The sequence below is a fragment of the Alcaligenes sp. GCM10023179 genome, from assembly GCF_042653705.1.
GTDB classification, from domain to species: domain Bacteria; phylum Pseudomonadota; class Gammaproteobacteria; order Burkholderiales; family Burkholderiaceae_B; genus Alcaligenes; species Alcaligenes phenolicus.
This window is the reverse complement of sequence record NZ_JBHSIQ010000006.1, coordinates 43,198-66,863: the sequence shown is the minus strand read 5'-3', so window position 1 is coordinate 66,863 and position 23,666 is coordinate 43,198. Positions and strand designations below refer to the sequence as shown.

At 57.6% G+C, this 23,666-nt stretch carries 24 protein-coding genes; 10 read left to right on the top strand and 14 right to left on the bottom strand.

Going from position 1 to position 23,666, the window contains the following annotated elements; all coding sequences use genetic code 11:
• Positions 1-43: 43 nt before the first annotated feature.
• The 4 genes from ACFPDR_RS17345 to dnaA all read right to left on the bottom strand — a co-directional run bounded on the left by ACFPDR_RS17345 (position 44) and on the right by dnaA (position 6,224).
• Positions 44-745 carry a pseudouridine synthase gene (locus ACFPDR_RS17345; RefSeq protein ID WP_060186789.1) on the bottom strand — a complete coding sequence of 234 codons (702 nt, stop codon included), beginning with the start codon at positions 743-745 and terminating at the stop codon, positions 44-46.
• A gap of 439 nt (positions 746-1,184) precedes the next feature.
• The gene (gene gyrB, locus ACFPDR_RS17340) at positions 1,185-3,638 is read right to left on the bottom strand and encodes a DNA topoisomerase (ATP-hydrolyzing) subunit B (protein WP_083055118.1); all 2,454 of its coding nucleotides are present in this window, start codon (positions 3,636-3,638) and stop codon (positions 1,185-1,187) included.
• Positions 3,639-3,714: 76 nt separating this feature from the next.
• The gene (dnaN, locus tag ACFPDR_RS17335; protein WP_009461439.1) at positions 3,715-4,824 is read right to left on the bottom strand and encodes a DNA polymerase III subunit beta; all 1,110 of its coding nucleotides are present in this window, start codon (positions 4,822-4,824) and stop codon (positions 3,715-3,717) included.
• A 2-nt stretch (positions 4,825-4,826) separates the two neighbouring features.
• Entirely contained in the window at positions 4,827-6,224 is a 1,398-nt protein-coding gene (dnaA, locus tag ACFPDR_RS17330; RefSeq protein ID WP_009461437.1) for a chromosomal replication initiator protein DnaA, read from the bottom strand.
• A 224-nt stretch (positions 6,225-6,448) separates the two neighbouring features.
• On the opposite strand from dnaA, the gene rpmH reads away from it, so the two are divergent.
• The 7 genes from rpmH to ACFPDR_RS17295 all read left to right on the top strand — a co-directional run bounded on the left by rpmH (position 6,449) and on the right by ACFPDR_RS17295 (position 12,494).
• The gene (rpmH, locus tag ACFPDR_RS17325; protein ID WP_003800771.1) at positions 6,449-6,583 is read left to right on the top strand and encodes a 50S ribosomal protein L34; all 135 of its coding nucleotides are present in this window, start codon (positions 6,449-6,451) and stop codon (positions 6,581-6,583) included.
• A gap of 69 nt (positions 6,584-6,652) precedes the next feature.
• Positions 6,653-7,018, top strand: coding sequence for a ribonuclease P protein component (gene rnpA / locus ACFPDR_RS17320; RefSeq protein ID WP_009461433.1), 366 nt, complete (start codon positions 6,653-6,655; stop codon positions 7,016-7,018).
• A complete protein-coding gene (yidD, locus tag ACFPDR_RS17315) occupies positions 7,015-7,257 on the top strand; it encodes a membrane protein insertion efficiency factor YidD (protein WP_035269485.1) in 243 nt (80 codons plus the stop codon). The genes rnpA and yidD overlap by 4 nt, the downstream gene beginning before the upstream one ends.
• A 107-nt stretch (positions 7,258-7,364) precedes the next feature.
• The gene (gene yidC, locus ACFPDR_RS17310) at positions 7,365-9,032 is read left to right on the top strand and encodes a membrane protein insertase YidC (protein WP_060186791.1); all 1,668 of its coding nucleotides are present in this window, start codon (positions 7,365-7,367) and stop codon (positions 9,030-9,032) included.
• Positions 9,033-9,172: 140 nt separating this feature from the next.
• Positions 9,173-10,552, top strand: a complete 1,380-nt coding sequence (locus tag ACFPDR_RS17305) for an aspartate aminotransferase family protein (protein WP_035269489.1) — start codon at positions 9,173-9,175, stop codon at positions 10,550-10,552.
• Positions 10,549-11,610 (top strand): peptidogalycan biosysnthesis protein, encoded by a 1,062-nt coding sequence (locus ACFPDR_RS17300; protein WP_035269491.1) that lies wholly within the window; start codon positions 10,549-10,551, stop codon positions 11,608-11,610. Before ACFPDR_RS17305 ends, ACFPDR_RS17300 begins: the two co-directional genes overlap by 4 nt.
• A complete protein-coding gene (locus ACFPDR_RS17295; protein WP_239054926.1) occupies positions 11,592-12,494 on the top strand; it encodes a hypothetical protein in 903 nt (300 codons plus the stop codon). The genes ACFPDR_RS17300 and ACFPDR_RS17295 overlap by 19 nt, the downstream gene beginning before the upstream one ends.
• A gap of 201 nt (positions 12,495-12,695) precedes the next feature.
• Here the strand turns inward: ACFPDR_RS17295 and ACFPDR_RS17290 are convergent, their stop codons facing one another.
• The 10 genes from ACFPDR_RS17290 to ACFPDR_RS17245 all read right to left on the bottom strand — a co-directional run bounded on the left by ACFPDR_RS17290 (position 12,696) and on the right by ACFPDR_RS17245 (position 21,262).
• The gene (locus tag ACFPDR_RS17290; RefSeq protein ID WP_035269494.1) at positions 12,696-13,088 is read right to left on the bottom strand and encodes a DMT family transporter; all 393 of its coding nucleotides are present in this window, start codon (positions 13,086-13,088) and stop codon (positions 12,696-12,698) included.
• A gap of 9 nt (positions 13,089-13,097) precedes the next feature.
• Positions 13,098-13,457, bottom strand: a complete 360-nt coding sequence (locus ACFPDR_RS17285) for an EamA family transporter (RefSeq protein ID WP_035269496.1) — start codon at positions 13,455-13,457, stop codon at positions 13,098-13,100.
• Positions 13,454-14,380 carry an alpha/beta hydrolase gene (locus tag ACFPDR_RS17280; RefSeq protein ID WP_239054925.1) on the bottom strand — a complete coding sequence of 309 codons (927 nt, stop codon included), beginning with the start codon at positions 14,378-14,380 and terminating at the stop codon, positions 13,454-13,456. Before ACFPDR_RS17280 ends, ACFPDR_RS17285 begins: the two co-directional genes overlap by 4 nt.
• Complete coding sequence (locus tag ACFPDR_RS17275; protein ID WP_239054924.1) at positions 14,377-15,084, bottom strand: MtnX-like HAD-IB family phosphatase; 708 nt, start codon at positions 15,082-15,084, stop codon at positions 14,377-14,379. The genes ACFPDR_RS17280 and ACFPDR_RS17275 overlap by 4 nt, the downstream gene beginning before the upstream one ends.
• Entirely contained in the window at positions 15,077-15,988 is a 912-nt protein-coding gene (locus ACFPDR_RS17270) for an efflux RND transporter periplasmic adaptor subunit (RefSeq protein ID WP_052159257.1), read from the bottom strand. Before ACFPDR_RS17270 ends, ACFPDR_RS17275 begins: the two co-directional genes overlap by 8 nt.
• A gap of 1 nt (position 15,989) precedes the next feature.
• On the bottom strand, positions 15,990-16,718 hold the full coding sequence (locus ACFPDR_RS17265; RefSeq protein ID WP_376911606.1) for an ABC transporter ATP-binding protein: 729 nt from the start codon (positions 16,716-16,718) through the stop codon (positions 15,990-15,992).
• A gap of 16 nt (positions 16,719-16,734) precedes the next feature.
• Positions 16,735-17,868 (bottom strand): ABC transporter permease, encoded by a 1,134-nt coding sequence (locus ACFPDR_RS17260; RefSeq protein ID WP_376911605.1) that lies wholly within the window; start codon positions 17,866-17,868, stop codon positions 16,735-16,737.
• Entirely contained in the window at positions 17,865-19,238 is a 1,374-nt protein-coding gene (locus tag ACFPDR_RS17255; RefSeq protein ID WP_376911603.1) for an efflux transporter outer membrane subunit, read from the bottom strand. Before ACFPDR_RS17255 ends, ACFPDR_RS17260 begins: the two co-directional genes overlap by 4 nt.
• 108 nt (positions 19,239-19,346) lie before the next feature.
• On the bottom strand, positions 19,347-20,507 hold the full coding sequence (locus ACFPDR_RS17250) for a sensor histidine kinase (RefSeq protein ID WP_376911601.1): 1,161 nt from the start codon (positions 20,505-20,507) through the stop codon (positions 19,347-19,349).
• Entirely contained in the window at positions 20,492-21,262 is a 771-nt protein-coding gene (locus tag ACFPDR_RS17245; RefSeq protein WP_080747977.1) for a response regulator, read from the bottom strand. Before ACFPDR_RS17245 ends, ACFPDR_RS17250 begins: the two co-directional genes overlap by 16 nt.
• 55 nt (positions 21,263-21,317) lie before the next feature.
• Here ACFPDR_RS17245 and ACFPDR_RS17240 point away from each other — a divergent pair, with 55 nt between their 5' ends.
• The 3 genes from ACFPDR_RS17240 (at position 21,318) to ACFPDR_RS17230 (ending at position 23,596) form a co-directional block, all read left to right on the top strand.
• Positions 21,318-21,554 carry a hypothetical protein gene (locus ACFPDR_RS17240; protein ID WP_247966221.1) on the top strand — a complete coding sequence of 79 codons (237 nt, stop codon included), beginning with the start codon at positions 21,318-21,320 and terminating at the stop codon, positions 21,552-21,554.
• A 105-nt stretch (positions 21,555-21,659) separates the two neighbouring features.
• Positions 21,660-23,102 (top strand): catalase, encoded by a 1,443-nt coding sequence (locus tag ACFPDR_RS17235; RefSeq protein ID WP_063690085.1) that lies wholly within the window; start codon positions 21,660-21,662, stop codon positions 23,100-23,102.
• Between the two features lie 104 nt (positions 23,103-23,206).
• Positions 23,207-23,596, top strand: coding sequence for a VOC family protein (locus ACFPDR_RS17230; protein WP_060186797.1), 390 nt, complete (start codon positions 23,207-23,209; stop codon positions 23,594-23,596).
• The last annotated feature ends 70 nt before the right edge of the window (positions 23,597-23,666 follow it).

Sequence of the window (23,666 nt, the reverse complement as noted above, 5' to 3'; positions counted from 1 at the left end):
ATACACCTTTGACTTATCAAAGCCAGAACCAAGGGCCAGGAGTTCAGCCTTCTTCTACAAACTGCTGCACCTCGGCAGGCGTTAAGTAGCGCGACTCGCCTGGCTCCAGGCTGTCGTCCAGGGACAGAGAGCCAATACGCTCGCGATGCAAGGTCTGAACCAGATTCCCCAGGGAAGCAAACATACGCTTCACCTGATGGTATTTCCCTTCCTGGATGGTTAGCCTTGCGGTACGTTCATCAATGCGTTCCAGCACGGCTGGCAGCGTCGGCTTGTCCTCGCCATTCAACAAGATACCAGCCTTGAACAGTTCTTCTGCATTATCAGGCAAAGGCTCTGCCAAGGTCGCCACGTAGACCTTATCGCATTGATGGCGGGGCGAGATAATACGATGCGTCCACTGGCCATCATCCGTAATCAAAATCAAGCCGGTGGTATCCACATCCAATCGACCAACGGTGTGCAAGCGCTCACGCTTATCCACATCGATCAGCATCATCACGGACGGGTAAGCACTATTTTTAAGGCTGCACTCGTAACCAGCGGGCTTATTGAGCATGATGTAACGCAGGCCAATCAGGGCAAGCGGCTCATCATCCCAGCACACTACATCACCCTCTTGTACAACGTGAGTGCCTTTGGTCACTACCTCGCCATTGACGGTGATTTCTCCGCTTTTAAGCACTTTACGCGCGTCTGAGCGACTCAGATCCGTGCTCTCACCAAGAAACTTGTCCAGTCGCATTCCATTTCCAAACAAAGAATTATTGAATAATTTACAGCGTCTTTACGATCGATCAAGAGGCCTTGCAAGGCCGACGCCAGGTACCACCATCAGATCCCCACGCCCCTTCTTTTAGTTCGTTCTGAAGCAGGGTGTATCACTGCAAGTAGACCACATCAGCTTGATTCCGCACCTTTCCATTCCTGGCGCGTGACGCCATTGCCACCAACCCACCAGGCAATTGATCAGTCCGTGTCTACTGACAAAAATTAATTGAGCCTGCCCAAAGACGCTGAATCTTCAAGACTCAGAGCTCATCAGTCATCACCAAAAAAATGAGCCCCAGCAGGAACGCCGGAGCCCATTTTTCTTATCCGCATCACTGCGAGGTTTTCACGAATTTCTGAGATCAGTTTTCATCAAACCGAACAGCTTTCAGGAACTGTGAACACCGACAGCCTTAAATATCCAGGTTCCCCGCCTGCAAGGCATGGGACTCGATAAAGGCACGACGTGGCTCAACGTGATCACCCATCAGTGTGGTGAAGATCTGATCCGCATCGATAGCATCAGCAATCTGCACACGCAGCAAACGACGTACAGTGGGGTCCATGGTCGTTTCCCACAGCTGGCTAGGGTTCATCTCACCCAGACCTTTGTAGCGCTGCTTGCTAAGCCCGCGTTCGGCTTCGGTCAACAGCCATTGCATGACTTCACGGAAGTCATCCACGGCGGTTTCACGACGCTTCTCGCCTTCACCACGAGCCACCATGGCGCCATCACCGATCAGACCGGCAAAGGTCTCGCCAGCGCGGGCCAGAGTTTGGTGATCGCCACCACGCACGAAGTTGCGGTCAAACACCGTGACACGGATGTTGCCATGGTGCAGACGCTGCACCACCACACGCCAGGACTCGCTACCTTCATCAAAGGCGGCAAAGACTTTGACGACGGTGGGGGCAGCTTCGTCGAACAGGGCCTTCTCCAAATCCTTAGCAGTTTGTTCGGCGGCTTCCTGTGTATCCAAGTTCAACTTCACGCCTTCAGCCAATGCTGACAGGGCATCGCCGTCCATATGACGCGACAGGCGCTCAATCACGGCCTTGGCCTTCACGTAGCGATGAGCGTAGTCGGACAAGGCTTCGCCTGTGATGGGAGCTGCACCTTCAGCTGGCGTCAGCACTGCATCGCGCAGGGCCAGCTTCAACATGAATTCCGCTTCCTCGGCCTCGTCCTTCAGGTACATCTCTTCACGCCCAACCTTAACCTTGAACAAGGGCGGCTGCGCGATGTACACATAGCCACGTTCGATCAGCTCGGGCATCTGACGATACAGCAGTGTCAGCAGCAGGGTACGAATGTGAGCACCGTCCACGTCCGCGTCAGTCATGATGATGATGCGGTGGTAGCGCAGTTTGTCGATATCAAAGTCCGGACCGATGCTGGTACCCAGGGCGGTGATCAGGGTGGTGATCTGCTCGCTGGAAATCAGACGATCGAAACGGGCTTTTTCTACGTTCAGCACCTTGCCGCGCAACGGCAGAATGGCCTGGAATTTACGGTCCCGGCCTTGCTTGGCCGAGCCGCCTGCGGAGTCACCCTCCACAATGTACAGTTCGCACAGGGCGGGATCTTTTTCCTGACAGTCGGCCAGCTTGCCGGGCAGGCCAGCGCCTTCCAGCACGCTCTTGCGACGGGTCATTTCGCGGGCTTTACGGGCCGCTTCACGGGCACGGGCTGCTTCCACGATCTTGCCGCACAAGGCCTTGGCGTCGTTCGGATTTTCCAACAGCCAAGTTTCCAGGGTGCGGGCCACGGCTTCTTCCACGGCGGGACGCACTTCGCTGGACACCAGCTTGTCTTTGGTCTGGCTGCTGAACTTGGGCTCGGGCACCTTCACCGACAGCACGCAGACCAGGCCTTCGCGCATGTCGTCACCGGAGGTGTCGACCTTGGCTTTCTTGGCCAGTTCGTTGTCGGCAATGTACTTGTTCAGCACGCGGGTCATGGCCGCACGCAGACCGGTCAGGTGGGAACCACCGTCGCGCTGGGGAATATTGTTGGTGAAACACAGCACGGTTTCGGCGTAGCTGTCGTTCCACTGCATGGCCACTTCAACCGATACTGGCGTACCACCGGCATTGGACTCGGTTGCGACGCTGAACACGTTAGGGTGCAGCGGGGTCTTGTTGCGGTTGATGAAGTCCACAAAGCCTTTGACGCCGCCCAGGAAGGCAAAGTCTTCTTCCTTGCCCTGAATCTCGTCAACCAGGCGAATCTTCACGCCATTGTTCAGGAAGGACAGCTCGCGCAGGCGCTTGGCCAGGATCTCGTGGTGGTATTCGATATTGCTGAAAATTTCCACGTCGGCCAGGTAACGCACGCAGGTACCCGTGCGGCCTTCTGCAGGACCGGTCACCGCCAGGGGAGCAGTGCGCTCGCCACGGCGGAACTCGACCTGGTGTTCGTTGCCATTGCGCCAGATGGTCAGCAACAGCCATTCGGACAGGGCGTTCACACAAGACACACCCACACCGTGCAAACCGCCAGACACCTTGTAGGAGTTCTGGTCGAATTTACCGCCGGCGTGCAGTTCGGTCATGACGATTTCAGCGGCGCTGCGCTGGTGTTCGTCGTCCTTGTGGATATCGGTTGGAATACCGCGGCCGTTATCGCACACCGAAATGCTGTTGTCGGAGTGGATGGTGACGACGATATCGTCGCAATGACCGGCCAAGGCCTCATCAATCGCGTTATCCACCACCTCGAAAACCATGTGGTGCAGGCCGGTGCCATCGGAGGTGTCCCCGATGTACATGCCTGGACGCTTGCGCACGGCCTCCAGGCCTTTGAGCATTTTGATGGAATCAGCGCCGTAATCGGCTGGCTGGGTGGTCGTGGTTTGATCGGTCATAGCATAAAACCTTGTAATAGCCTGTCTGCTTCAAGCGGGTATGGCCCGGCGGGCCATACCGGTCAAACATGCTGCATTAAATGCGCATCGGCATGACCACGTACTTGAAGTCTTCTTGCTCGGGCAGCGTCATCAACACAGAGGCGTTGGCATCGGGCTGCACAGACCAGCGGACTGTTTCGTCCTTGATGCTGGCCAACACATCGAGCAGGTAGCTGACGTTAAAGCCAACGTCCAGACTTTCGTGTTCATAATCAATATCCAGCTCTTCGACGGCTTCTTCCTGTTCAGCGTTGGAAGCAGAAATCTTCAGCTGGTTTTGCGACAGTTGCAGTCGCACGCCACGCAGTTTGTCGGTGGTCAGAATGGCAGCACGTTGCAAACTGCCTTGCAGCACTTCACGGCTGACATCGAAGTGGCGGGTGTAGTTGGAAGGAATCACACGAGCAAAGTCGGGGAATTTGCCTTCAACCAGTTTGGAGACCAACTCCACATCGCCAAAGCGGAAACGAATCTGACGGCTGGACACATCAATGTTGACCAGATCGTCGGTATCGCCCAGCAAACGCTGCATTTCCAGCACCGTCTTGCGCGGCACGATGATGTCGTGACGTTCCTGCACGCCGTCAATTGCGGTGGCATTATGAGCCAGACGGTGACCGTCCGTGGTAACCGTACGTACCAGGCCGGGTTCAAACACCAGCAACATACCGTTCAGGTAGTAGCGAATGTCTTGCTGCGCCATGGCAAAGTGCACCGTATTGAACAGGTGCTTCAAAGTGCGCTGGGGCATGCTCAAGGACACGTCCCACTGCTCTGGCAGGTTCAGCACTGGAAAATCAGCAGCTTCCAGAGTCTGCAACTGAAAGCGGCTCTTGCCGGACTGGATGGTCAGCTTGCCGCTGTCCAGACCCAGGCGCACATCGCCAAAGTCGGGCAGGGCTTTCAGAATGTCCAGCAGCTTGCGGGCCGCCACCGTGGTGGCTGCATTGTCCTCACCCACGCCAAAATCGGCATTGGTGGTGATCTGCACTTCCAGGTCGGTTGCCAGGAAAGAGACATCAGAGCCGTTTTTACGCAGCAGGATGTTGGCCAGAATCGGCAAAGTATGGCGGCGCTCCACAATGCCAACTACTGTGGATAAGGGCTTTAGCAATGCGTCGCGGGTAGCTTGAACGAGTTGCATGGTCATCCTTTGAGAGTTTGTTCCAGTACGTGTAATGCGTGATTCAGTTCGGCTTGCTTGGTGCGTGCATCCGAGATTTTGCGCACCGCGTGCAGCACCGTAGTGTGGTCCCTACCACCGAAAAGATCGCCAATTTCCGGCAAACTCTTTTGGGTCAGTTCCTTGGCCAGATACATGGCCACCTGGCGCGGCATGGCGATATTGGCGGGGCGGCGCTTGGAGTACATATCCGCGACCTTGATTTTATAAAAATCGGCCACGGTTTTCTGAATATTTTCCACTGTGATCTGCCCATTGGAGACCGACAGCAAATCCTTCAGTGCATCCTTGCACACTTCCACCGTCAAGACATCGCGGCCATGGAAACGCGCGTAGGCCGAAACCTTGCGCAGCGCCCCTTCCAGCTCGCGCACGTTGCTGCGCAGATGCTTGGCAATGAAGAAGGCCACTTCTTCGGGCATGGCAATGCCTTCGGCCTGAGCCTTGCGCAACAAGATAGCCACGCGCATTTCGAGCTCGGGCGGCTCGATGGCCACGGTCAGGCCGGAGTCAAAGCGCGAGATCAGGCGGCTATCAATATTGGCCAGCTCTTTGGGATAGGTATCCGAGGTGATGATGATCTGCTTGCGCTGAGCCACCATCGCTTCAAAGGCGTAGAAAAACTCTTCCTGCGTACGGTTCTTGCCGGCGAAAAACTGAATATCGTCAATCAGCAGCAAGTCCAGCGAATGGTAGTAGCGCTTGAACTCGTCAAACGCCTTGCGCTGATACGCCTTGACCACGTCCGACACGTATTGGTCGGCATGGACGTAACGTACCCGCACACCATTGCCATTGGCGACCAGCGCATTGCCGATCGCGTGAATCAGGTGGGTCTTGCCCAAACCCACACCGCCATACAGAAAGAGTGGGTTATAGGAGACACCGGGGTTCTCGGCCACCTGCAAGGCCGCTGCGCGTGCCAGCTGGTTGGCTTTACCCGTCACGAAGTTGTCGAAAGTCAGTTCGGCGTTCAGGCGCGAACGATCCTGTACCGCATCCACCACCGCCGTCATGGCCGGGTTGGCAACAGGAGGGGCCAGGTTTTCACCGGCGGGGCTGCCTGCAGGCGCAGGAGCAGCACGATCGGCCAGGGCGCGACGAGGCGCCGCGCTGGCCGAAGGCAGCTCGAACTGAACCGTTACGGGACATTCGTAGAAATCCGAAGCCAGTTCCTCTATGCGAGTGGCGAAATTCTTGCGGACCCAATCCAGTTTGAAACGATTAGGAGCAGAAACGCGCAACACCCCGGCTTCGCTGTCGAAGTCCAGGGGAACCAGTGGACGTATCCACGCACTTATTTGTTGGGGGGGAAGCTCCTGCTCCAATTTCTGAACGCAGGACTGCCAGAATTCATTCATCGGTCATCACTTCTGTAAACCTCGATTCTACCCTGAGCTGTGCCAAGTTATCCACAGGCTAACAAATTTAGTTGCGTAATATCGGGCTAAATAATTGACACAACAGAAAGAATTTGCTGAAATGACGGGCTTAACACGATTTTCTGTTGCCAGATCCCAAGCGTTTGCGCTGTCGGGGTGGAGATTTTCTGCGATTTCTGGCGGCTCATTTTTTTGGATACACCATGAAACGCACCTACCAACCCTCTGTTACCCGTCGCAAGCGTACCCACGGTTTTCGCGTTCGCATGAAAACTCGCGGTGGCCGCGCTGTTTTGAACGCACGTCGCGCTAAAGGTCGCAAACGTCTGGCTGTATAAGCCATGTCGGGATGCGGGGCCCAGGGTGATGGATCTATTATCTAAAGCCCGACTCCCACGATACGCATCATGCGTGCCTCCTTTCCAGCTACGGCTCGCTTACATAGCCCCACCGAATACGCACAGTCTCTTAAAGGGCAACGCGTAGGTCGCGGGGCTTTGTTCGTGGTCACTCGCTCTCGTGGCGAAGATCCACACCAGACCGAAGGCGCCCGTCTGGGACTGATCGTCCCCAAGCGCTTTGCCAACCGCGCCGTCACCCGCAATACCATCAAGCGTATCTTGCGCGAAACCTTCCGCCACAAACGTGAAGGCTTGCCCAATGCCGCCTATGTCTTTAGGCTGCACAGCAAGGTACCCCAGGTGTCGCTGACTGCCCTGAAGCAACTGGTTCGCACCGAGGCCGACACCTTGTTCTCCAAGGTACGGCCATGATGCGCAAACTGGCTTCGGCACCGATCCGCTTTTACCAGTTTTTTCTGAGTCCCTGGATCGGTAGAAACTGCCGCTTTACTCCCAGCTGCTCCAACTATGCCTTGCAGGCCATTGACATTCATGGCCCGCTCAAAGGGCTATGGCTTGGTGGTGTACGCATCTGCCGCTGCAATCCCTGGTGCAAGGGAGGGCATGATCCTGTGCCCGCTCGCACGCCCGAAGACCGCAACACTTTCTAAAATCGTCCTGGTCTGCGCCTTGTTTTTCAAGGCAACCCCCTGTTTGCTGACCAGCTACGTTAAACTGCTAAGCTTTTGCTCAGCTTTATAAATGTGATACAGGCGCTATGGATATCCGACGCACCATCCTATGGATGATCTTCTCCTTTGCACTGCTGCTGCTGTGGAACAACTGGCAGGAATATAACGGCAAACCATCGCTGTTCGCTTCCACCCCAGCCACCACACAAGCGCCAGCAGCCTCCGACGAACCTGCCGCAAACGGTGGTGTTCCCGCTGCTCAAGAGCCGACTGCGTCTGCTGCCTTGCCTTCGAGCAACAGCGCGGTGTCTGCCACAGCGCAAACTATCGACATCACCACAGACGTCTACAAGCTGGGCTTTAGCACCGAAGGTGCCCAGCTGATCAAGGCCGAGCTGTTGAAGTACGGTTCGCCCGAGAACCCCGAGCAGCCCATGGTGCTGCTGGATAACTCGCCTGCCTCCACCTACCTGGCTCAGTCCGGTATTGTGGGTGCCTCTGGCCAGAACCTGCCCAACCACCTGACCCCGTTCACCCTGGTCTCCAGCCAGCGCAGCATGACGGGCGATACGCTGGACGTGGTGTTCGAAGCTACTGCGGACGACGTGAAAGTCACCAAGACCTACACGCTGCACAAGGGTCGCTACGACATCCAGGTTCGTCACGACATCCAGAACAATACCGGCGCCGCGATTGACCCACGCCTGTACCTGCAACTGACTCGCGACGGCAACAATCCGCCCGACTCTTCCCGCCTGTACAGCACCTTTACCGGTCCTGTGGTTTACTCCAGCGGCGACAAGTTCCAGAAGATCACCTTCTCGGATATCGACAAGAACAAGGCCACCTACGCGCGCAGCGTGGATAACGGCTGGATCGGCATGGTGCAGCACTACTTTGCAACCGCCTGGGTTCCTGCCCAGGATCTGCAACGCACCAACGAAATCCTGAAGCTGGGCAACAATCTGTACGCCGTGCGCACGCTGGAATCGGTCGGTTCGATCGCCGCTGGCCAAAGCAAGGCTGTGGACGCATCCCTGTGGGTAGGCCCGCAAGACCAGAAAGCCATGTCGCAACTGGCAACGGGCCTGGACCTGGTGGTGGACTACGGCTGGCTGACCATCATCTCCAAGCCGCTGTTCAAGCTGCTGACCTGGTTGCACTCCCTGCTGGGTAACTGGGGCTGGGCCATTGTGGCGCTGACCGTGCTGATCAAGCTGGTGTTCTTCCCGCTGTCGGCCGCCAGCTACCGCTCCATGGCCAAGATGAAGCAATTTGCGCCACGCATGCAAGCCCTGCGCGAGAAGTTCGGCGACGACAAGGCCAAGCTGAACGCCGCCATGATGGAGATGTACCGCACCGAGAAGATCAACCCGCTGGGTGGCTGTTTGCCCATGCTGGTTCAGATCCCTGTGTTCATTGCGCTGTACTGGGTGCTGCTGGGCAGCGTCGAGATGCGCGGTGCACCCTGGATTCTGTGGATTCACGACTTGGCCGCACGCGACCCATGGATGATTCTGCCCGCCATCATGATGGGTACCATGTTCCTGCAGATCAAGCTGAACCCCACTCCGCCTGATCCAATGCAAGCCAAAGTCATGATGCTGATGCCTCTGGTCTTTGGTGGCATGATGTTCTTCTTCCCCGCCGGTCTGGTTCTGTACTGGTGCGTGAACAACATCCTGTCCATTGCCCAGCAGCGCTACATCATGGTGCAGATCGAAAAGAACAGCGCGAAAGCAGCCAACAGCTAATTCGCTCTGACACAAAAAACCCCGCTACGTTTAGCGGGGTTTTTTTTGCCCATCTCCACACTACGTCCATCATCCATCAACGGTCAGTCCAACTTGCCTTCGTACATTGAGGTGGCACTCTTTTCAGGAGCACTCTCTCAATGTCCCTCGACATCAAAAACCTGCTGGCTGACGAAGCCCGTTACTGCTCATTTGGCGATACCGTTCACTACGTAGACCCACCTAAAGTCTTTACTGGCTGCGACGGCAGCTATTTGTTTGACGACGACGGCAAATCCTATCTGGACTTGCAAATGTGGTATTCGGCCGTGAACTTTGGCTACCGCAACAAGCGTCTGGACGATGCCCTGCGCAATCAGCTGGACACTTTGCCACAGGTCGCCAGCCAATATCTGCACCCCACCAAGATCGAACTGGCCCGCTTTATTGCTCAGGACGCCGAGCAAAAATGGGGCCAGGCTGGCCGCGTGCACTTCAACGTGGGTGGCGCACAGGCGGTGGAAGACTCCCTGAAACTGGTACGCAACGCCTCCCAAGGCAAGAGCCTGATGTTCGCCTTTGAAGGGGGTTACCACGGCCGTACCCTGGGTGCCTCGGGCATTACCTCCAGCTACCGTTACCGCCGCCGCTACGGCCACTTTGGTGACCGCGCCCAGTTCATTCCCTTCCCATACCCTTTCCGTCGCCCCAAAGGTATGACGTCCGAAGAGTACGCGGACTCCATCGTGCGTGATTTTGCCCGCAAGTTCGAGAACGAGTACCACGCCATCTGGGACCCCAAAACCAACCAGTGCGAGTACGCCGCGTTCTATGTGGAGCCCATTCAGGGCACCGGCGGTTATGTAGTGCCACCTGCCAACTTCTTCAAAGGTCTGAAGCAGGTCCTGGACCAGCACGGCATTTTGATGGTGGTCGATGAGATTCAGATGGGCTTCTGGCGTACCGGCACGCTATGGTCAATCGAGAACTTTGGCATCACGCCTGATGTGCTGGTATTTGGTAAGGCCCTGACCAACGGTCTGAACCCACTATCCGGTATCTGGGCTCGTGAAGAACTGATCAACCCCACCGTGTTCCCACCCGGCTCCACCCACTCGACCTTTGCCTCCAACCCGCTGGGTACGGCCGTTGGTCTGGAAGTCATGAAGATGACGCACGAAGTTGATTTTGGTCGACAGGTCCGTGACTCCGGCGCCTACTTCCTGGACGGGCTGCGCGATCTGCAGAAACGTCATCCCGAAATTGGTGATGTGGACGGCCTGGGGCTGGCCCTGCGCGCAGAAATCTGCACGACCGATGGCTTCACTCCCAACAAGGCACTGCTCGATCGCATGGTGGATATCGGCCTGGCAGGTGATCTGGATTACCAGGGCGAAAAGCGCGGCCTGGTGCTGGACGTAGGCGGCTATTACAAGAACGTAATCACCTTCGCTCCATCGCTGAACATTACGCGCAGCGAGATCGACGAAGCCATGGTTCTGCTCGATCAGCTGATCACCCGCGCCAAGCAGTCTCAATGAAGCCACGCTTGCTGAACGCACTAGAACCAGCAGGACTGGTGCAGCGCTTCCTGTCCTATCCCCCCGAGGGGTTTACGGCACTGGACGAGCTGCCCATGCCTGCCTTCCAGGCACCGTTTGAGCTGTTGACCACGGCTGATGATGCACTCAAGGAACGGGTGCGTCGTTGGCCGGGTCACTCGTGGTGGCAGCGTTTCCTGACGGTACGTACTGCCTTTGTCGGCACGACCGTCAGCGAATACGCCTGGCTGCCTTCCGAGCCCGATGTGCAGGGGCTTGCCAAAACCGTGCGCGACAAGCTTGGGCGACACTATGCGCTGACTATCATCAAGGACTTGCCGGCAGACTCGCCCTTATTAAGTGCCCACGCCAATGCGCAGACCAATGCCCTGGTCAGCGCTTGCGTGGAACAGGGTTTTATCCCGCTGCAAGGCCAGGCGCTGGCCTATGTACGCATTGATTTCCCCGATACGGATACCTACCTGTCCCGCCTGCCCAAAGATGCGCGTCGCTACCTGACCCGCAAGCTGCGCAAGCGCAATCAGCTTCGTATTGAACAAGTCCAAACCGGCAAAGCTTTTGCCAGCGAGCAACGAGTCGATCAGTACTACACCTTGTACCGCAGCGTGTATGCCCAAAGCGAGATTCACTTTGACCTGCTCAGCAAGGAGTTTCTGGCGTCGGTGCTGCGCGATGAGTCATCCAAAGGACTGGTTTTCGAGTACTACCGCGCGGACTCCAATGAGTTGATTGGCTGGAATCTGTGCTTTGAGCATGAGGGCCGATTGGTCGACAAATACATAGGGCTGTCCTATCCCGGCTCGCGGGAGCTCAGTCTGTATTTCGTCAGCTGGATGGTGAACCTGGAATACGCACTGGCGCAGGGCCTTAGCCACTACATTGCGGGCTGGACGGACCCCGGCGTCAAAGCGCTGCTGGGCGCGGACTTTACCCCAACGCGTCATCTGATTTACGTGCGTAACCCGGTCTTGCGCGCCCTTGCTCGGCGCTTGCTGGGACACTTTGAAATGGACAAAACATGGCTGAAAGCGACCTGATCCGCCCGCCTGTCGTACTGGATACGGACAGCTCGGTTGGCCCCTTGCCCGGTGAAATCCGCCTGGCACTAAGCGAGGACTGGCGCGAGGCATTACGCTTTGGATGCAGACGCCACACCCTGTTTGAAGGTATGAAACAGCTGACACCCGCCATGCCCGAACCTGGAGCACATGGGCCTGTGTTTCTGGGTAGCGGGGACTTCCATCACTTGAGCTGGCCGCTGATTCTGCGCTGCCTGTCCAAGCAGGAACAGCCAGTGGATGTCGTGGTGCTGGATAACCACCCCGACAATATGCGCTTTCCCTGGGGCATCCATTGCGGCTCCTGGGTGCATGAAGTGGCCAAGCTGACGCAAGTGGCCCAAGTGCATGTGATCGGCATTACCTCCGGAGACATAGGCTTTGGCCATGTTTGGGAACACCATCTGGGTGCGCTCTACGCCCGCAAGGTCACGTACTGGAGTAGTGGGGTAAACGTGAAATGGGCCAGCCGGCTGGGGCTGGCCTCCTGCTTTCGCCGATTCCCGGATCTGGACACGCTGGTACTTGCAGCCAGCGAACATCTGGCCCAGTCCCCCAGGCAGGTGTACGTCAGCATTGATAAGGACGTCTTCGCCCCCGAGGTTCTGCGCACCAATTGGGATCAAGGGAAAATGCAGGAGCCGCATCTGCGCAGTCTGCTCAAAGCCGTGCGCGGACGCATCATAGGCAGCGACGTGACGGGCGATGTCTCTACCTGGCAGTACCGCAGTGCCTGGAAGCGCTGGCTAAGCACAGCAGACGGGCAAAGCACCGAACGCCAGCAAGCTGATCTGCCACGTTGGCAGGCACGCCAGCATGAGTTCAATCTACAGCTGACTCGCTGGCTGCACGAGCTCCGGTAAAAATCCTCCAGATCTCCCTTACGGCCTGCATGCTGCTCGGAATCGACTGGCTCATAGCAGTCCGCAATGGGCACTGTGTGTCCGGGCTCCTGCCTGAGGGGAGCTTTTTTGCCAGGGGCGCCGAGCCTTGGTGCAGCCCGGCGGTCCCCAAGCTTCACCTTCGGTTTGTGCCCCCAAGGGGGCTTCTTGTATTGCAGGTACTCAAACTGACTTGTGTTGCTGCGCCTGTTTGGACTCGCTAAGTGCCAGACACACAATACCGCCCAAGATAAAGAGGGTTCCCAGAATCTGTGGCCAGGCAATTTGCTCGTTGAACAAATACGCCGATACCGCCAGCACCGCCACAATCTCCAGATGTGACGCGGCAAAAGCCGGGCCTATGGGGGCCTTCTTGAGCAAGGTCAGCCAGCAGAAAAAGGTGCCGATATAGCCGATGAAGGCGCCATAAATCCACGGCTGGCTAAAGACCCGCGCCAGCCATTCCCAGGATGCCTGCAAAGGCAAAGCATGCTCTCCGGCCAGCTTGAAGCTGATCTGCGCCAAAGTGTCGAAAGCCAGCAGAACCAGAAAACCGATGATATAAAAACGCCGCATATCGGCCTCCTAGCCTTTCAAGCCCACAATACCCACACCAATCGACACCAGCAAAATCCCCAGCACCCGTAAAGGCGTCAGGCTTTCCCCAAACAAGATGCGGCCAAACAGCATCACGATCACAATGCTGATCGAGCCCATCAAGACACCATCGGACAAGGGCACTAAAGACAAGAAGGCCAGCCACACAACAAACTCAACGAGGTAGCAGGCTATTCCCACCCAAAGCCAAGGGCGGCTGAACATGCGCTGCCAACGGTCCAGCCCCTGCCTGTCACCTGGATCCGCGGCAGCCGCTTTGAAAGCCAATTGCCCACCGCTATCGACCAGCACATTGCAGATCCACAAAGCAATCACCAAAGGGCTCATGACCGCCGGGTCCCACAGCCAGCAGCATCAATAGCCGTCACAAAATCCACCACGCGCGCAATCACCTGCCTGCGTTCGCGATCAATGGTAATCATGTGATAGCTGTCCTGCAGCAAGCACAATTCCACCGGCGCGTGACGCACGCCATCCACGATCTCGTAGGCATTTCCGACTGCGGCAATATCATCATGCTGGGCATGCATGACCAGGCAGGGTGCACGCACCTTGTCCAGGTTCTTGCGTACCCGCGCCGACAAGGCATGCATCTCGATCACGGCCCACCAAGGGTTCCCGGGTAAACCGGCAGCGGCACTGTCTCCACTATTCATCTGACTGACGATGCGTGCCCGCAAGGCTTCGTCCTTGATGCCATAAGGAGGCTGCTCCATGAACACACTGCGTCGGCCAATACCCAAGGCCCGTAACCAAGGCAGGATGAAAGAGAACTTGGTGTACGTGGGCATGCTCCAGCCGTCATAACGAAAGGTGGGGGACAGAGCCACCACCCCCGATATTTGCTCGGGACGCCGCTGAGCCAGCCCCAGAGCCAGTACCGCCCCCATGGACAGGCCACCGGCCACCACACGATCTACATAACGCGCCAGCAAATCGGCACCACGACAGACGCTGCTCAGCCAGTTTTGCCAGCGTGTCGACACCAGTTGATCCATGGACCCGCAATGTCCTGCCAACTGCACCGCGTAGACCGTAAAACCCTGACGATTCAGCCCTCGGGCCAGCACACGCATTTCATTCGGTGTGCCCGTCAAGCCATGAATCAGCAGCACGCCAGTGCGCGCATGTGCGCCGTGGCCCCACAGCAAATACTCATGCGACAACAGTTCGTCCGGTCGAGACGTCAGACCTTGTTCAGCCAATTCAGGCAGGCTGGAGAAAGCCGGGTGCAAAGCCGCGTCACTCATACCACTGACCTTAAATCCGGAGTGTGCAGCAAGGAGGGCAGCAGGGCGATCGCCTGGCTGAAGTCCTCGAAAGGGGTATGCGCAATACCGCGCTCCTGGCAATAGTCCTGCAAACGACCTTTAGCCAGAACAAAATCCGCCTTGGCCGCCACACAAAAATCCGAGCTGCCATCGCCGATGTACAGCACGCGCTGGCTCTGAGCATGTGCCTGGGACAGATGGCCACACTTGCAATTCGCACTGGCGCAATCCAGCCTGTGCCAAGGCGTATCCAGCCGCCAGCGACGTGGCCCCTGCACTTCCAGACAATTAGCCAGCACCGGCAAGCCGCGTAAGCCTTCGCGGCCCAGCAGGTAGTGAATGGCATAATCCAGACCATCACTGACGATCTGCAAGGGCACACCCAAGCGCTTGGTGACAGCAACAAACTGCGCAAAAAACGGGTCAATTCCAACCTCATCCAGACAGCTGTGCAGCTCGGCCACACTCATGTCCAGCAAGGCAACTTGCCCGCACATGCAATCGTGCGAGCCAATCTCGCCACGCTCCCACGCCTCCTCCAGCTCCTGCCAGCCGGGCATGCCGTGCCGATTCAGCAAGGTGTCGGCCACATCCTGCAGGCTGATCGTGCCGTCAAAGTCGCACTGTATTCGCCACTGCCCTGTTTGCATGGCGGATTTGTAATTAAGGAGCATTTCATTCATGGAAAATCACCCTGACGTTCTGTCCTACCCGAGCCTGAGCCGCTTCATCAAAAGCCAGCACGGCCTCGACCACACGCACCGGGCCGCGCTGGGAGTCGTCCTGCAAACGGCCTTCACCGTAGACCGGGCTGATACGCAGCACATGGGCCGAAGGCAGGGCAGTCGTTTGACCACTGCCTTCGGTATCAAAGACCACACGGGCTTTCATGCCCACCTTGACCTGTTCCACATAGGCCGCATTCAGCTCCACTCGCAATTGCAAGGGACGGGCGGGCAACAGCGTGGCCATCACCTCCCCGGCTTGTACAAAACTGCCCTGACGGACAGCAAGACTGACAATCTCACCGGCCTCGGGAGCGAGCAATGCAAACTGCGCCAATTGAGCCTTTTGCTGCTTGCCCTGAGCGCGCGCCAGCTCCACATCTGCCTGGGCAATCTCGACTTCGGTACGGGCCTGCCGCAATCGTTGCTGAGCCTGGTCCGCCTGTTGGGGCTGAGCCGCGCCAGCGCGTGCCGCCGTGGCATAACGCTGAGCAGCTTGCTGCACGGCGGGCAGGGCAGCCTGGGCGGCACGCAAACGTGCCTGGGCCAAGGCCAGACGGGCCTGGGCAGTCTCTACTTGCGCCAGCTCTACACCATCACGCAAAGCAAACAAGGATTGGCCCACTTGCACCGTATCGCCTTCACGCACCGCCTGTTCGGACACCACGCCGGATACCGGCATTGCCAGCTTGAGCAGGCCGCCTTCCACCTCTACCTTGCCACGCGCAATGGCAATGTCACGCAATCCACTGGAAGCGGTCTGTACAAGAGGTTCCGGGGGGCGTTTGGAGCACGCTGCCAACATCACACATGCCGCAATCAAGGCCCAGCGCCAGCGTCCTGGAGACGCATTCATCATCATTTCACTCCTGTGTATGTTCCGGACTACGCCGATCACTGCGAATAGCCCCGTCTTCCATGCCCACCACCCGATCTGCGTGACGAACCACACGTGGGTCATGACTGACACACAGCACGGTGGCGCGATGCTTGCGGGCGAAGCGGTGCAAGATGTCCACGACACGCTGCCCGTTCTCGGCATCCAGAGCACTGGTAGGTTCATCGGCAAACAGGAGCTGCGGCGTCTTGGCAATCGCCCGGGCAATGGCCACCCGCTGCTTTTCCCCGCCCGATAGCTGCGCCGGACGCATATGCGCGCGATGCAGCAGCCCTACCTCTTCCAAAGCCTGATACGCCAGCTCTGCACTGGTAGGGGCGTTCATGCCCAAATAGCCCAAGGGCAATTGCACTTGCTCCTGTGCGGTCAGCGCGGGAAACAAGTTGAAGCCCTGGAACACAAAGCCGGTGTGCTGCAGGCGGAAATCATCCCGTTCACGGCGGCTCATTTCTGCCAGGTTCTGGCCCAAGGCAAAGGCCTGCCCCTCATCGGGTTGCTGCAGCCCGGATAGCAAGGCCAGCAAGGTACTTTTGCCGCAACCGGACGGGCCGGACACCAAGGTCAGCTCGCCTGCATGAACCGCCAACGACAGGCGATTGAGCACACGCAGTTGCACTACCCCCGTCAAAAAGGATTTACCCAGGGCAAGGGCATTCAGGCTGGGTTCGCCACTCGGGGGCAAGGACGTAGTCATGGTCTGTTTTCCTGAATCAGCGCAAGAGCAGGGACGGATCGGTACGCCACAAGACACGGACTGCCATCACACTGGAGAGCAAGGACATCAGGCCTACCAGCACGGCGCAGGCCAGTGCCACTAAAGGGGTCATCGCGACCGGTACGTGATACAAAGCTGCCAGGGCCAACAGTGCTGAACTGATCACCGCGGCCAGCACCATACCCATTCCACCCACCATGCACGACTGCTCGATCACCACCCTGGCCAACGCCGTACGGCTGGCTCCCAAGGCATTCAAGGTGGCGTATTCGCGGGCAGACCCGGCCACCACTGCGGCAAAGGACTGGTTCGTAATCACGGCGCCAACAAGACACACAATCAAGGCCATGAACAACACCGCCATGCCTGCGCCGGTATCCAGCAACCAGTAGCGTTGCGAGCGTGAGGCAAACTGGTCAGCCGTCCAGACTTCATAGGGACCAAAAGCCGTTGTGCCATCGTTAAGCCTGGCCTGCACCAGCTCGGGGGCGATGCGAGTGCGAGCCACGTAATACGTACTGCCACGCATATCAGGCTCCCCCTTGACCTCTCGGGCGGTATCCACTGAAGCCAACACATTCACACCACCCAAACCCCGCAAACCGCGCAGCAAGCCCACGACACGAACCGGTTTGCCATTGATCCAGGCGCGGCTGACATCTCGATTCAATCCCAAGGTCTGCAGATCCGCCTCGTCCACAATCACCGCACCGGGTTCCCGTAAACGAGCGCGCATATCGGCACCTAATAGCTGGTCAAACATCATGGCCCCGTCACTGACCGACACGCCCGACAAATAAACCGAAACGCTGCCGCTATCACTGGCTTGGGCCCGCCAATCACCATCCACCCATTCATAGGGTTCGACGTCAAGCACATCGGGGTCCATGCGCAAACGCATGGCCACATCGGGGTCAATGGACTGCCCGAAATTCACGCTTTGTGTACCGGGATAGCCCACCCACAAGTCCGCCGACGAGGCTTTGACGTAAATGGCCGCTGTCCCAAAAATCCCCAGCACCAAGGCCGCTTGCGCCACCAGCATCAAGCCGGAAAAGCCCACAGCCAGCACGACGGGGACAAAGCGCCGCCACTCGTAAACCAGGGTTTTACGTGCCAGTGCGATCATGGCTCTTGCTCTTGCGGCAAAGGCGCACCGCCCAAAGCCTTGTACAAAGCCACAAACGCCAGCACACGGCTATCCTGTGCCAGTTCCAGATCAGCCTGCGCCTTCAAATGGGCACGGCGCGCCTGCAGTAACTCCAGTTCGCTGGACAGGCCCAGGCCTACCAAGGTTTGTTGACGTATTTGCCCCTGTCGCAGCACCTGGCTGGCTTGCTGCAAGGTTTGAATACGGCTTTGCTGATTCACCAACGCTGCCAAGGACTGCTCCACTTCAGATACCGCCGTGACCACCGCTTTGCGATAGCCCAGCAAGGCGGCATCCAGCTCCTTTTCGCTAGCCCGCACACGGGCACGACGTGCCCCCCAATCCCACAGAGGGATATCCAGCATGGGACCAATAGACGGCACCGAATCCGTGCTGGTGCGCATATTGCGGGTGATGTTGTAGGAATACAGGATGGAGCCGCCCAAACGCAGTCGAGGGTACAGAGCCGAACGCGCTACTCCGACTTGGGCGGCAGCCTGCAACACCTCGGCCTGGGCCATGCTGATGTCGGGTCGAATACGAACCAGATCCGCCGGTACTTGGCGCAAGGTAAATGTTTGAGGCAAGCGCGCCTGGGCACCCATTGCCCACAGAAAATCAGGTTGATCACGCCCCAACAGCAAAGCCAGGGCACGAGCGGCTCGATCCGCACGCTCTTGCAAGTTCAGGTACTGATCCCTGGTTTGAGTCTGGGTCAGGCGGGCCTGCTCCAGCGCCTCGTATGAACCCAGATGGGTTTGCCAGCGCACTTGAGCCAAGGACAGGGCCTGTTCATCCAGCTTGGCCGTCTCTTCCAGCAAGGCTTGTTGACGACGGGCTTGAGCCAGGTCCATGTAATTGCGTACCACGGAGGCGATGACCGTCACGCGCATGCTTTGCAAGTCAGCCTGTGCATAGCCCAGATCCGCCATCGCTTTCAGCCGGGCATTTTCCATGGCACCAAACAGGCCCAGCTCCCACACCATATCCAGGCTCGCATGGAAATACATATCCTGTGCGGGTACGTCCTGCACCGGATGGGCGTCCGCATTCAAAGCGGGCAGAAATTTGCTGCTCCAGCGCTCGGTGATCTGGCGTTCACCCTGAACACGGCTGAACATTTGCGCCAGATCCAGATTCTGGGCCAGGGCCTCTTGTACCAAGGCGTCCAGCTGCGGGTCGCCCAGCACATGCCACCAGGCACGTAGCTCAACCACTGGCCCTTCATTGGCGACCTGGCTATCCCACTCCTGCGCCTGGGGGCGCGACAAATCCGGGACGAGAGGCGCAAAGCAACCCGACAGTAAGGCGGCACACCATAGCGCCGGAAAAAGACGAAGAATGGACAACAGGGCAGCCACTCCCAAGCACGAAATAAGAGATGGCTACAGCATGCACGGGCCACGTTGCGTAGCCGTGCACAAATGATGGAGAAATGATGGAGATAGAAATGCGGCTTAATTCGCCGTGCTGCGATTCACCAGCGGAAAGCGCATTTGTACGCTGGCACCACCCCGTTTGGAGGTTCCAACGATGACAGTGCCGCCTTGCTGTTCAACCAGCGCCTGCACAATCGACAGGCCCAAACCCGAAACATGGCGTTTGCTGCCCGGTTCTTGAGCAAAGCGTTCGAAAGGGCGGTCACGCATGGATTCAGGCAAGCCGGGGCCCGCATCATTAATCGACAAGGTGGCATGGCCTTCGCTAAGCTCCAGCGAAATCCCCACCCAGCGCCCTTGGGCGGCGTAGCGAAGACAGTTCTCCAGCAAATTGCCAATAATCTGCCGCAAACGGTCCGGGTCCACCAGGACGCAAGCAGGCACTGGCGGCAAGTCAGCCTCCAGCTCAAAACCCTTTTCCTGCAGGCGGGCATCAAAACGATCCAGTTCTTCCGCCACCAGCGGCACCAGATCCAGTTGCTCGCAATACAAGGACAATCGCCCCGCAGAGGCCAGGGAAATCGTATGCAGATCGCTGACCAAACGGCCCAGATGCAAAGATTGCTGTAACAAGCCGTGCATTTCCTGCTCGGTGCCGGGAATGACCCCATCCACAATAGCGTGCAAGCGGGCACTTAACACCGCCAAAGGGGTGCGCAGCTCGTGCGACAAAGAGGCCACCGTCATGCGCCGTTCACGGTCCAACGCTTCCAGCGAATCAATCATGTGATTGAAGTCGCGCACCATCTCGGCCATTTCACCGCGTGCCTGGCCTTCATGCGCACGCACGGTAAAGTCGCCTACCGCCACCCGGTTGGCCGCCTCCGCCATGGACTCCAGAGGCTGCATTACCCGGCGCGATACCCAAAACCCCGACACCAGCCCAAAGGGCAGGCCTATCATCAGAGTAAAAAGCAAGGTCAGGTATTCGCGAGTCCAGGGATCACCCTGCCAGTACTCGCCATAAATCTGCATGGCACGTGGGCCTTCTTCCAGACCCTGCACCACAAGCTGGTCATACTCCAGGCGAATATCGGTGGGAAGAGAGCGGTAAAAGCGATCCTCCTCGTACTTCCAGAACAGCAGCTGGGTGATGGCCAGCACAGACAGGGTGACCACAATCGCGATGGCCACCGCCAAGCCAAAGCGAACCCAGATTCGGTCTAGTATTCGCGCCATAAGCGATAGCCCACTCCACGTACGGCCTCGACCAGCTCGCCCTGGCCTACCACCTGCAGTTTGCGTCTTAACTTGGAGATGTGGGAGTCAATCACCCGCTCCATCGCATTACTTTCAGGCAAACATTGCTCAATCAGATAGTTACGGGAAAAGCAACGACGCGGCTGGGCCGCCAGGCAGGCCAGCAAGCGAAATTCCGTGACGGTCAGCGGCAAGGGCACAACCCGATCCCCCTCCACATGCACCAAGGCCACGTGATCCTGCTCATCAATTTCCAGGCTACCCACACGGATACGAGTGCTGGGTGCAACAGCGCCGCTGCGTCGCAGCACGGCGCGGACACGGGCCACCACCTCCGCCGGATTAAAAGGCTTGATGACATAGTCATCCGCCCCCAAACGCAGGCCCAGAAGCTTGTCCACATCATCGGCCAATGCCGTGACCAGGATCACCGGGGTTTGACCCGCGTTACGGATGGCACGCAATACATCCAACCCGTCCACACCGGGCAGATGAATGTCCAGCAACACCATGTCCGGGCGCAGATCCCGGAACAATTGCAAAGCCTGAAACCCATCACCCGCTATCGCTGTACGCAAGCCATCGCGGCGCAGATAGGCATCCAGCACACTGGCAATATCGGGTTCGTCTTCCACCACTAGCACCAGTTTTTGCAAGGTGGCATCACGTGTAGATGCTGTGTGAGAGAGGGTGTCGCCAAAGGAATGGCCACCGGTCTTGGGGGGAAAATTCATAAATTATCGTTGTCCTGAGTCCTGCTAGGCGGCACCCCGACCAGGGGCAGAAGGCATGAAAACGGGCTTCTCAAAGCTGGGCCCATTTAGTACACCGCAGTACGCCGCAGGCGGCTGGGTGGATGATACACCTGCCCGAAATACTCTGTCCAACGGCGTAAAAGGCCCGTATTTACAAACATTTATCAACTTTTCAGATTCTGCTCATAGAAATTTCATGCGCAGCGTTTCTACTTACCGCTATGATCGGGATGAAAACCGTCTTGATAGCAAAAAGCTATACGTTCACTAAAATCATTTGATTTAACTATTTCGACCAAGGCAAGTAGACTGATCTCAACTTCTTAAAACGACCCGCCCCCCCCTCGGTTCGGGTCAGCTTCAACGGAGAAACACAATGAGCAATAAAACCCTGACGACCGCCGCTGGCCGCCCTGTTGAGGAGAACCAGAACTCCATGACGGCAGGCCCTCGTGGTCCCGTCCTGATGCAGGATTATTGGCTGCTGGAGAAGCTGGCTCACTTTGATCGAGAACGCATCCCGGAGCGTGTCGTACACGCCAAAGGCTCGGGCGCTTTCGGTACCTTTACCGTCACGCACGACATCACGCAGTACAGCATGGCCAAGGTCTTCAAGCCAGGCAGCCAGACCCCCGTTTTCTTACGTTTTTCCACCGTAGCTGGTGAAGCAGGAGCCGCCGATGCAGAACGCGACGTTCGAGGATTTGCCCTCAAATTCTATACAGAAGACGGAAACTGGGACCTCGTGGGCAATAACACTCCTGTCTTCTTTATACGGGATCCACTGAAGTTCCCCGACTTCATCCACACACAGAAACGCGACCCTCGCAGCCACCTGCGCAATATGAGCGCCGCCTGGGATTTCTGGTCCTTGTCGCCCGAATCCTTGCACCAGGTCACCATCTTGATGAGCGACCGCGGTTTGCCCTGTAACCTGCGCCAGCAGCACGGCTTTGGTTCGCACACCTACAGCCTGATCAACGACAAGGGCGAGCGCCACTGGGTGAAGTTCCACTTCAAATCCCAGCAGGGCATTGCCAACTACACCAATGAAGAAGCCGCCAAAGTCGTGGGCCAGGACCGCGAGAGTTCGCAGCGCGATCTGTACGAGAACATTGAAAAGGGCAACTTCCCTCGCTGGGCGCTGCGCATTCAGATCATGACCGAAGAGCAGGCACGCACCTACCACATCAACCCCTTTGACGTGACCAAGGTCTGGCCACATGGCGACTTCCCGCTGATCGATGTGGGCATGCTGGAGTTGAACGAGAACCCCACCAACTACTTTGCCCAGGTGGAGCAAGCCGCCTTTACGCCTGCCAACCTGGTGCCCGGCATTGGTCACTCGCCCGACCGCATGCTGCAAGGTCGTATCTTTTCCTACGGCGACACCCAGCGTTACCGTCTGGGCGTGAACCACGGGCTGCTGCCAGTGAACGCACCGCGTTGCCCGTTCCACAGCTACCACCGCGATGGCGCCATGCGTACTGGCGACAATAACGGCGGCACGATCAACTACGAGCCCAACAGCCAAGGCGAATGGCAACAGGCTCCCCGTAGCGAACCGCCTCTGGCGCTGGACGGCCAGCCGGCAGATCACTGGGATCACCGCGTGGATGAGGATTACTACTCGCAGCCCGGCAATCTGTTCCGCCTGTTCAACGACGAGGAAAAGCAGCGTCTGTTCAGCAATATTGCCGACGCCATGGCGGGTGTTCCCAAGGAAATCATCGAGCGTCAGCTGGGCCACTTCACCAAGGCAGACCCTGCCTACGGTGCCGGTGTAAGGGCAGAACTGACAAAACGCGGTCAGCTTTAAACCCTGACCGGGCTGTTTAAGCCATCAAAGAATCGGCTCCCCATCTACAATCGGGGAGCCGATTTTTTTTGCACTGGCCCTGCGTTTTCCTATCGAGCCCCACCATGAAATTTGGCTACACCATCATCTACGTTCCCGACGTCGGCCAGGCACTGGATTACTTTAACCGCGCGTTTGGTTTGTCCACCAAAATGCTGCATGAAACCGGCTTGTACGGTGAGCTGGAAACCGGCCAAACCACCTTGGCCTTTGCGGGGGAAATGCTGGCCTACATGAACTACCCCAAAGGGCATTTGTCGACTCACGCATCCGACGTGCCGTTGGCCATTGAAATCGCCCTGGTCTGCGACGATGTGCCTGCAGCTCATGCCAAGGCACTGGCGGAAGGGGGCACGGAACTGGCGCCACCACAGAACAAGCCATGGGGGCAGATGGTGTCTTATGTGCAGACGCCAGAGCGTGTTGTGGTGGAGTTGTGTACGCCGGTTAAATAATCGAAAACGCCAGCAAAATTTGCTGGCGTCGGCCCTGATGGCGAGAAAGGACAAGTGTCATTTCAATGCA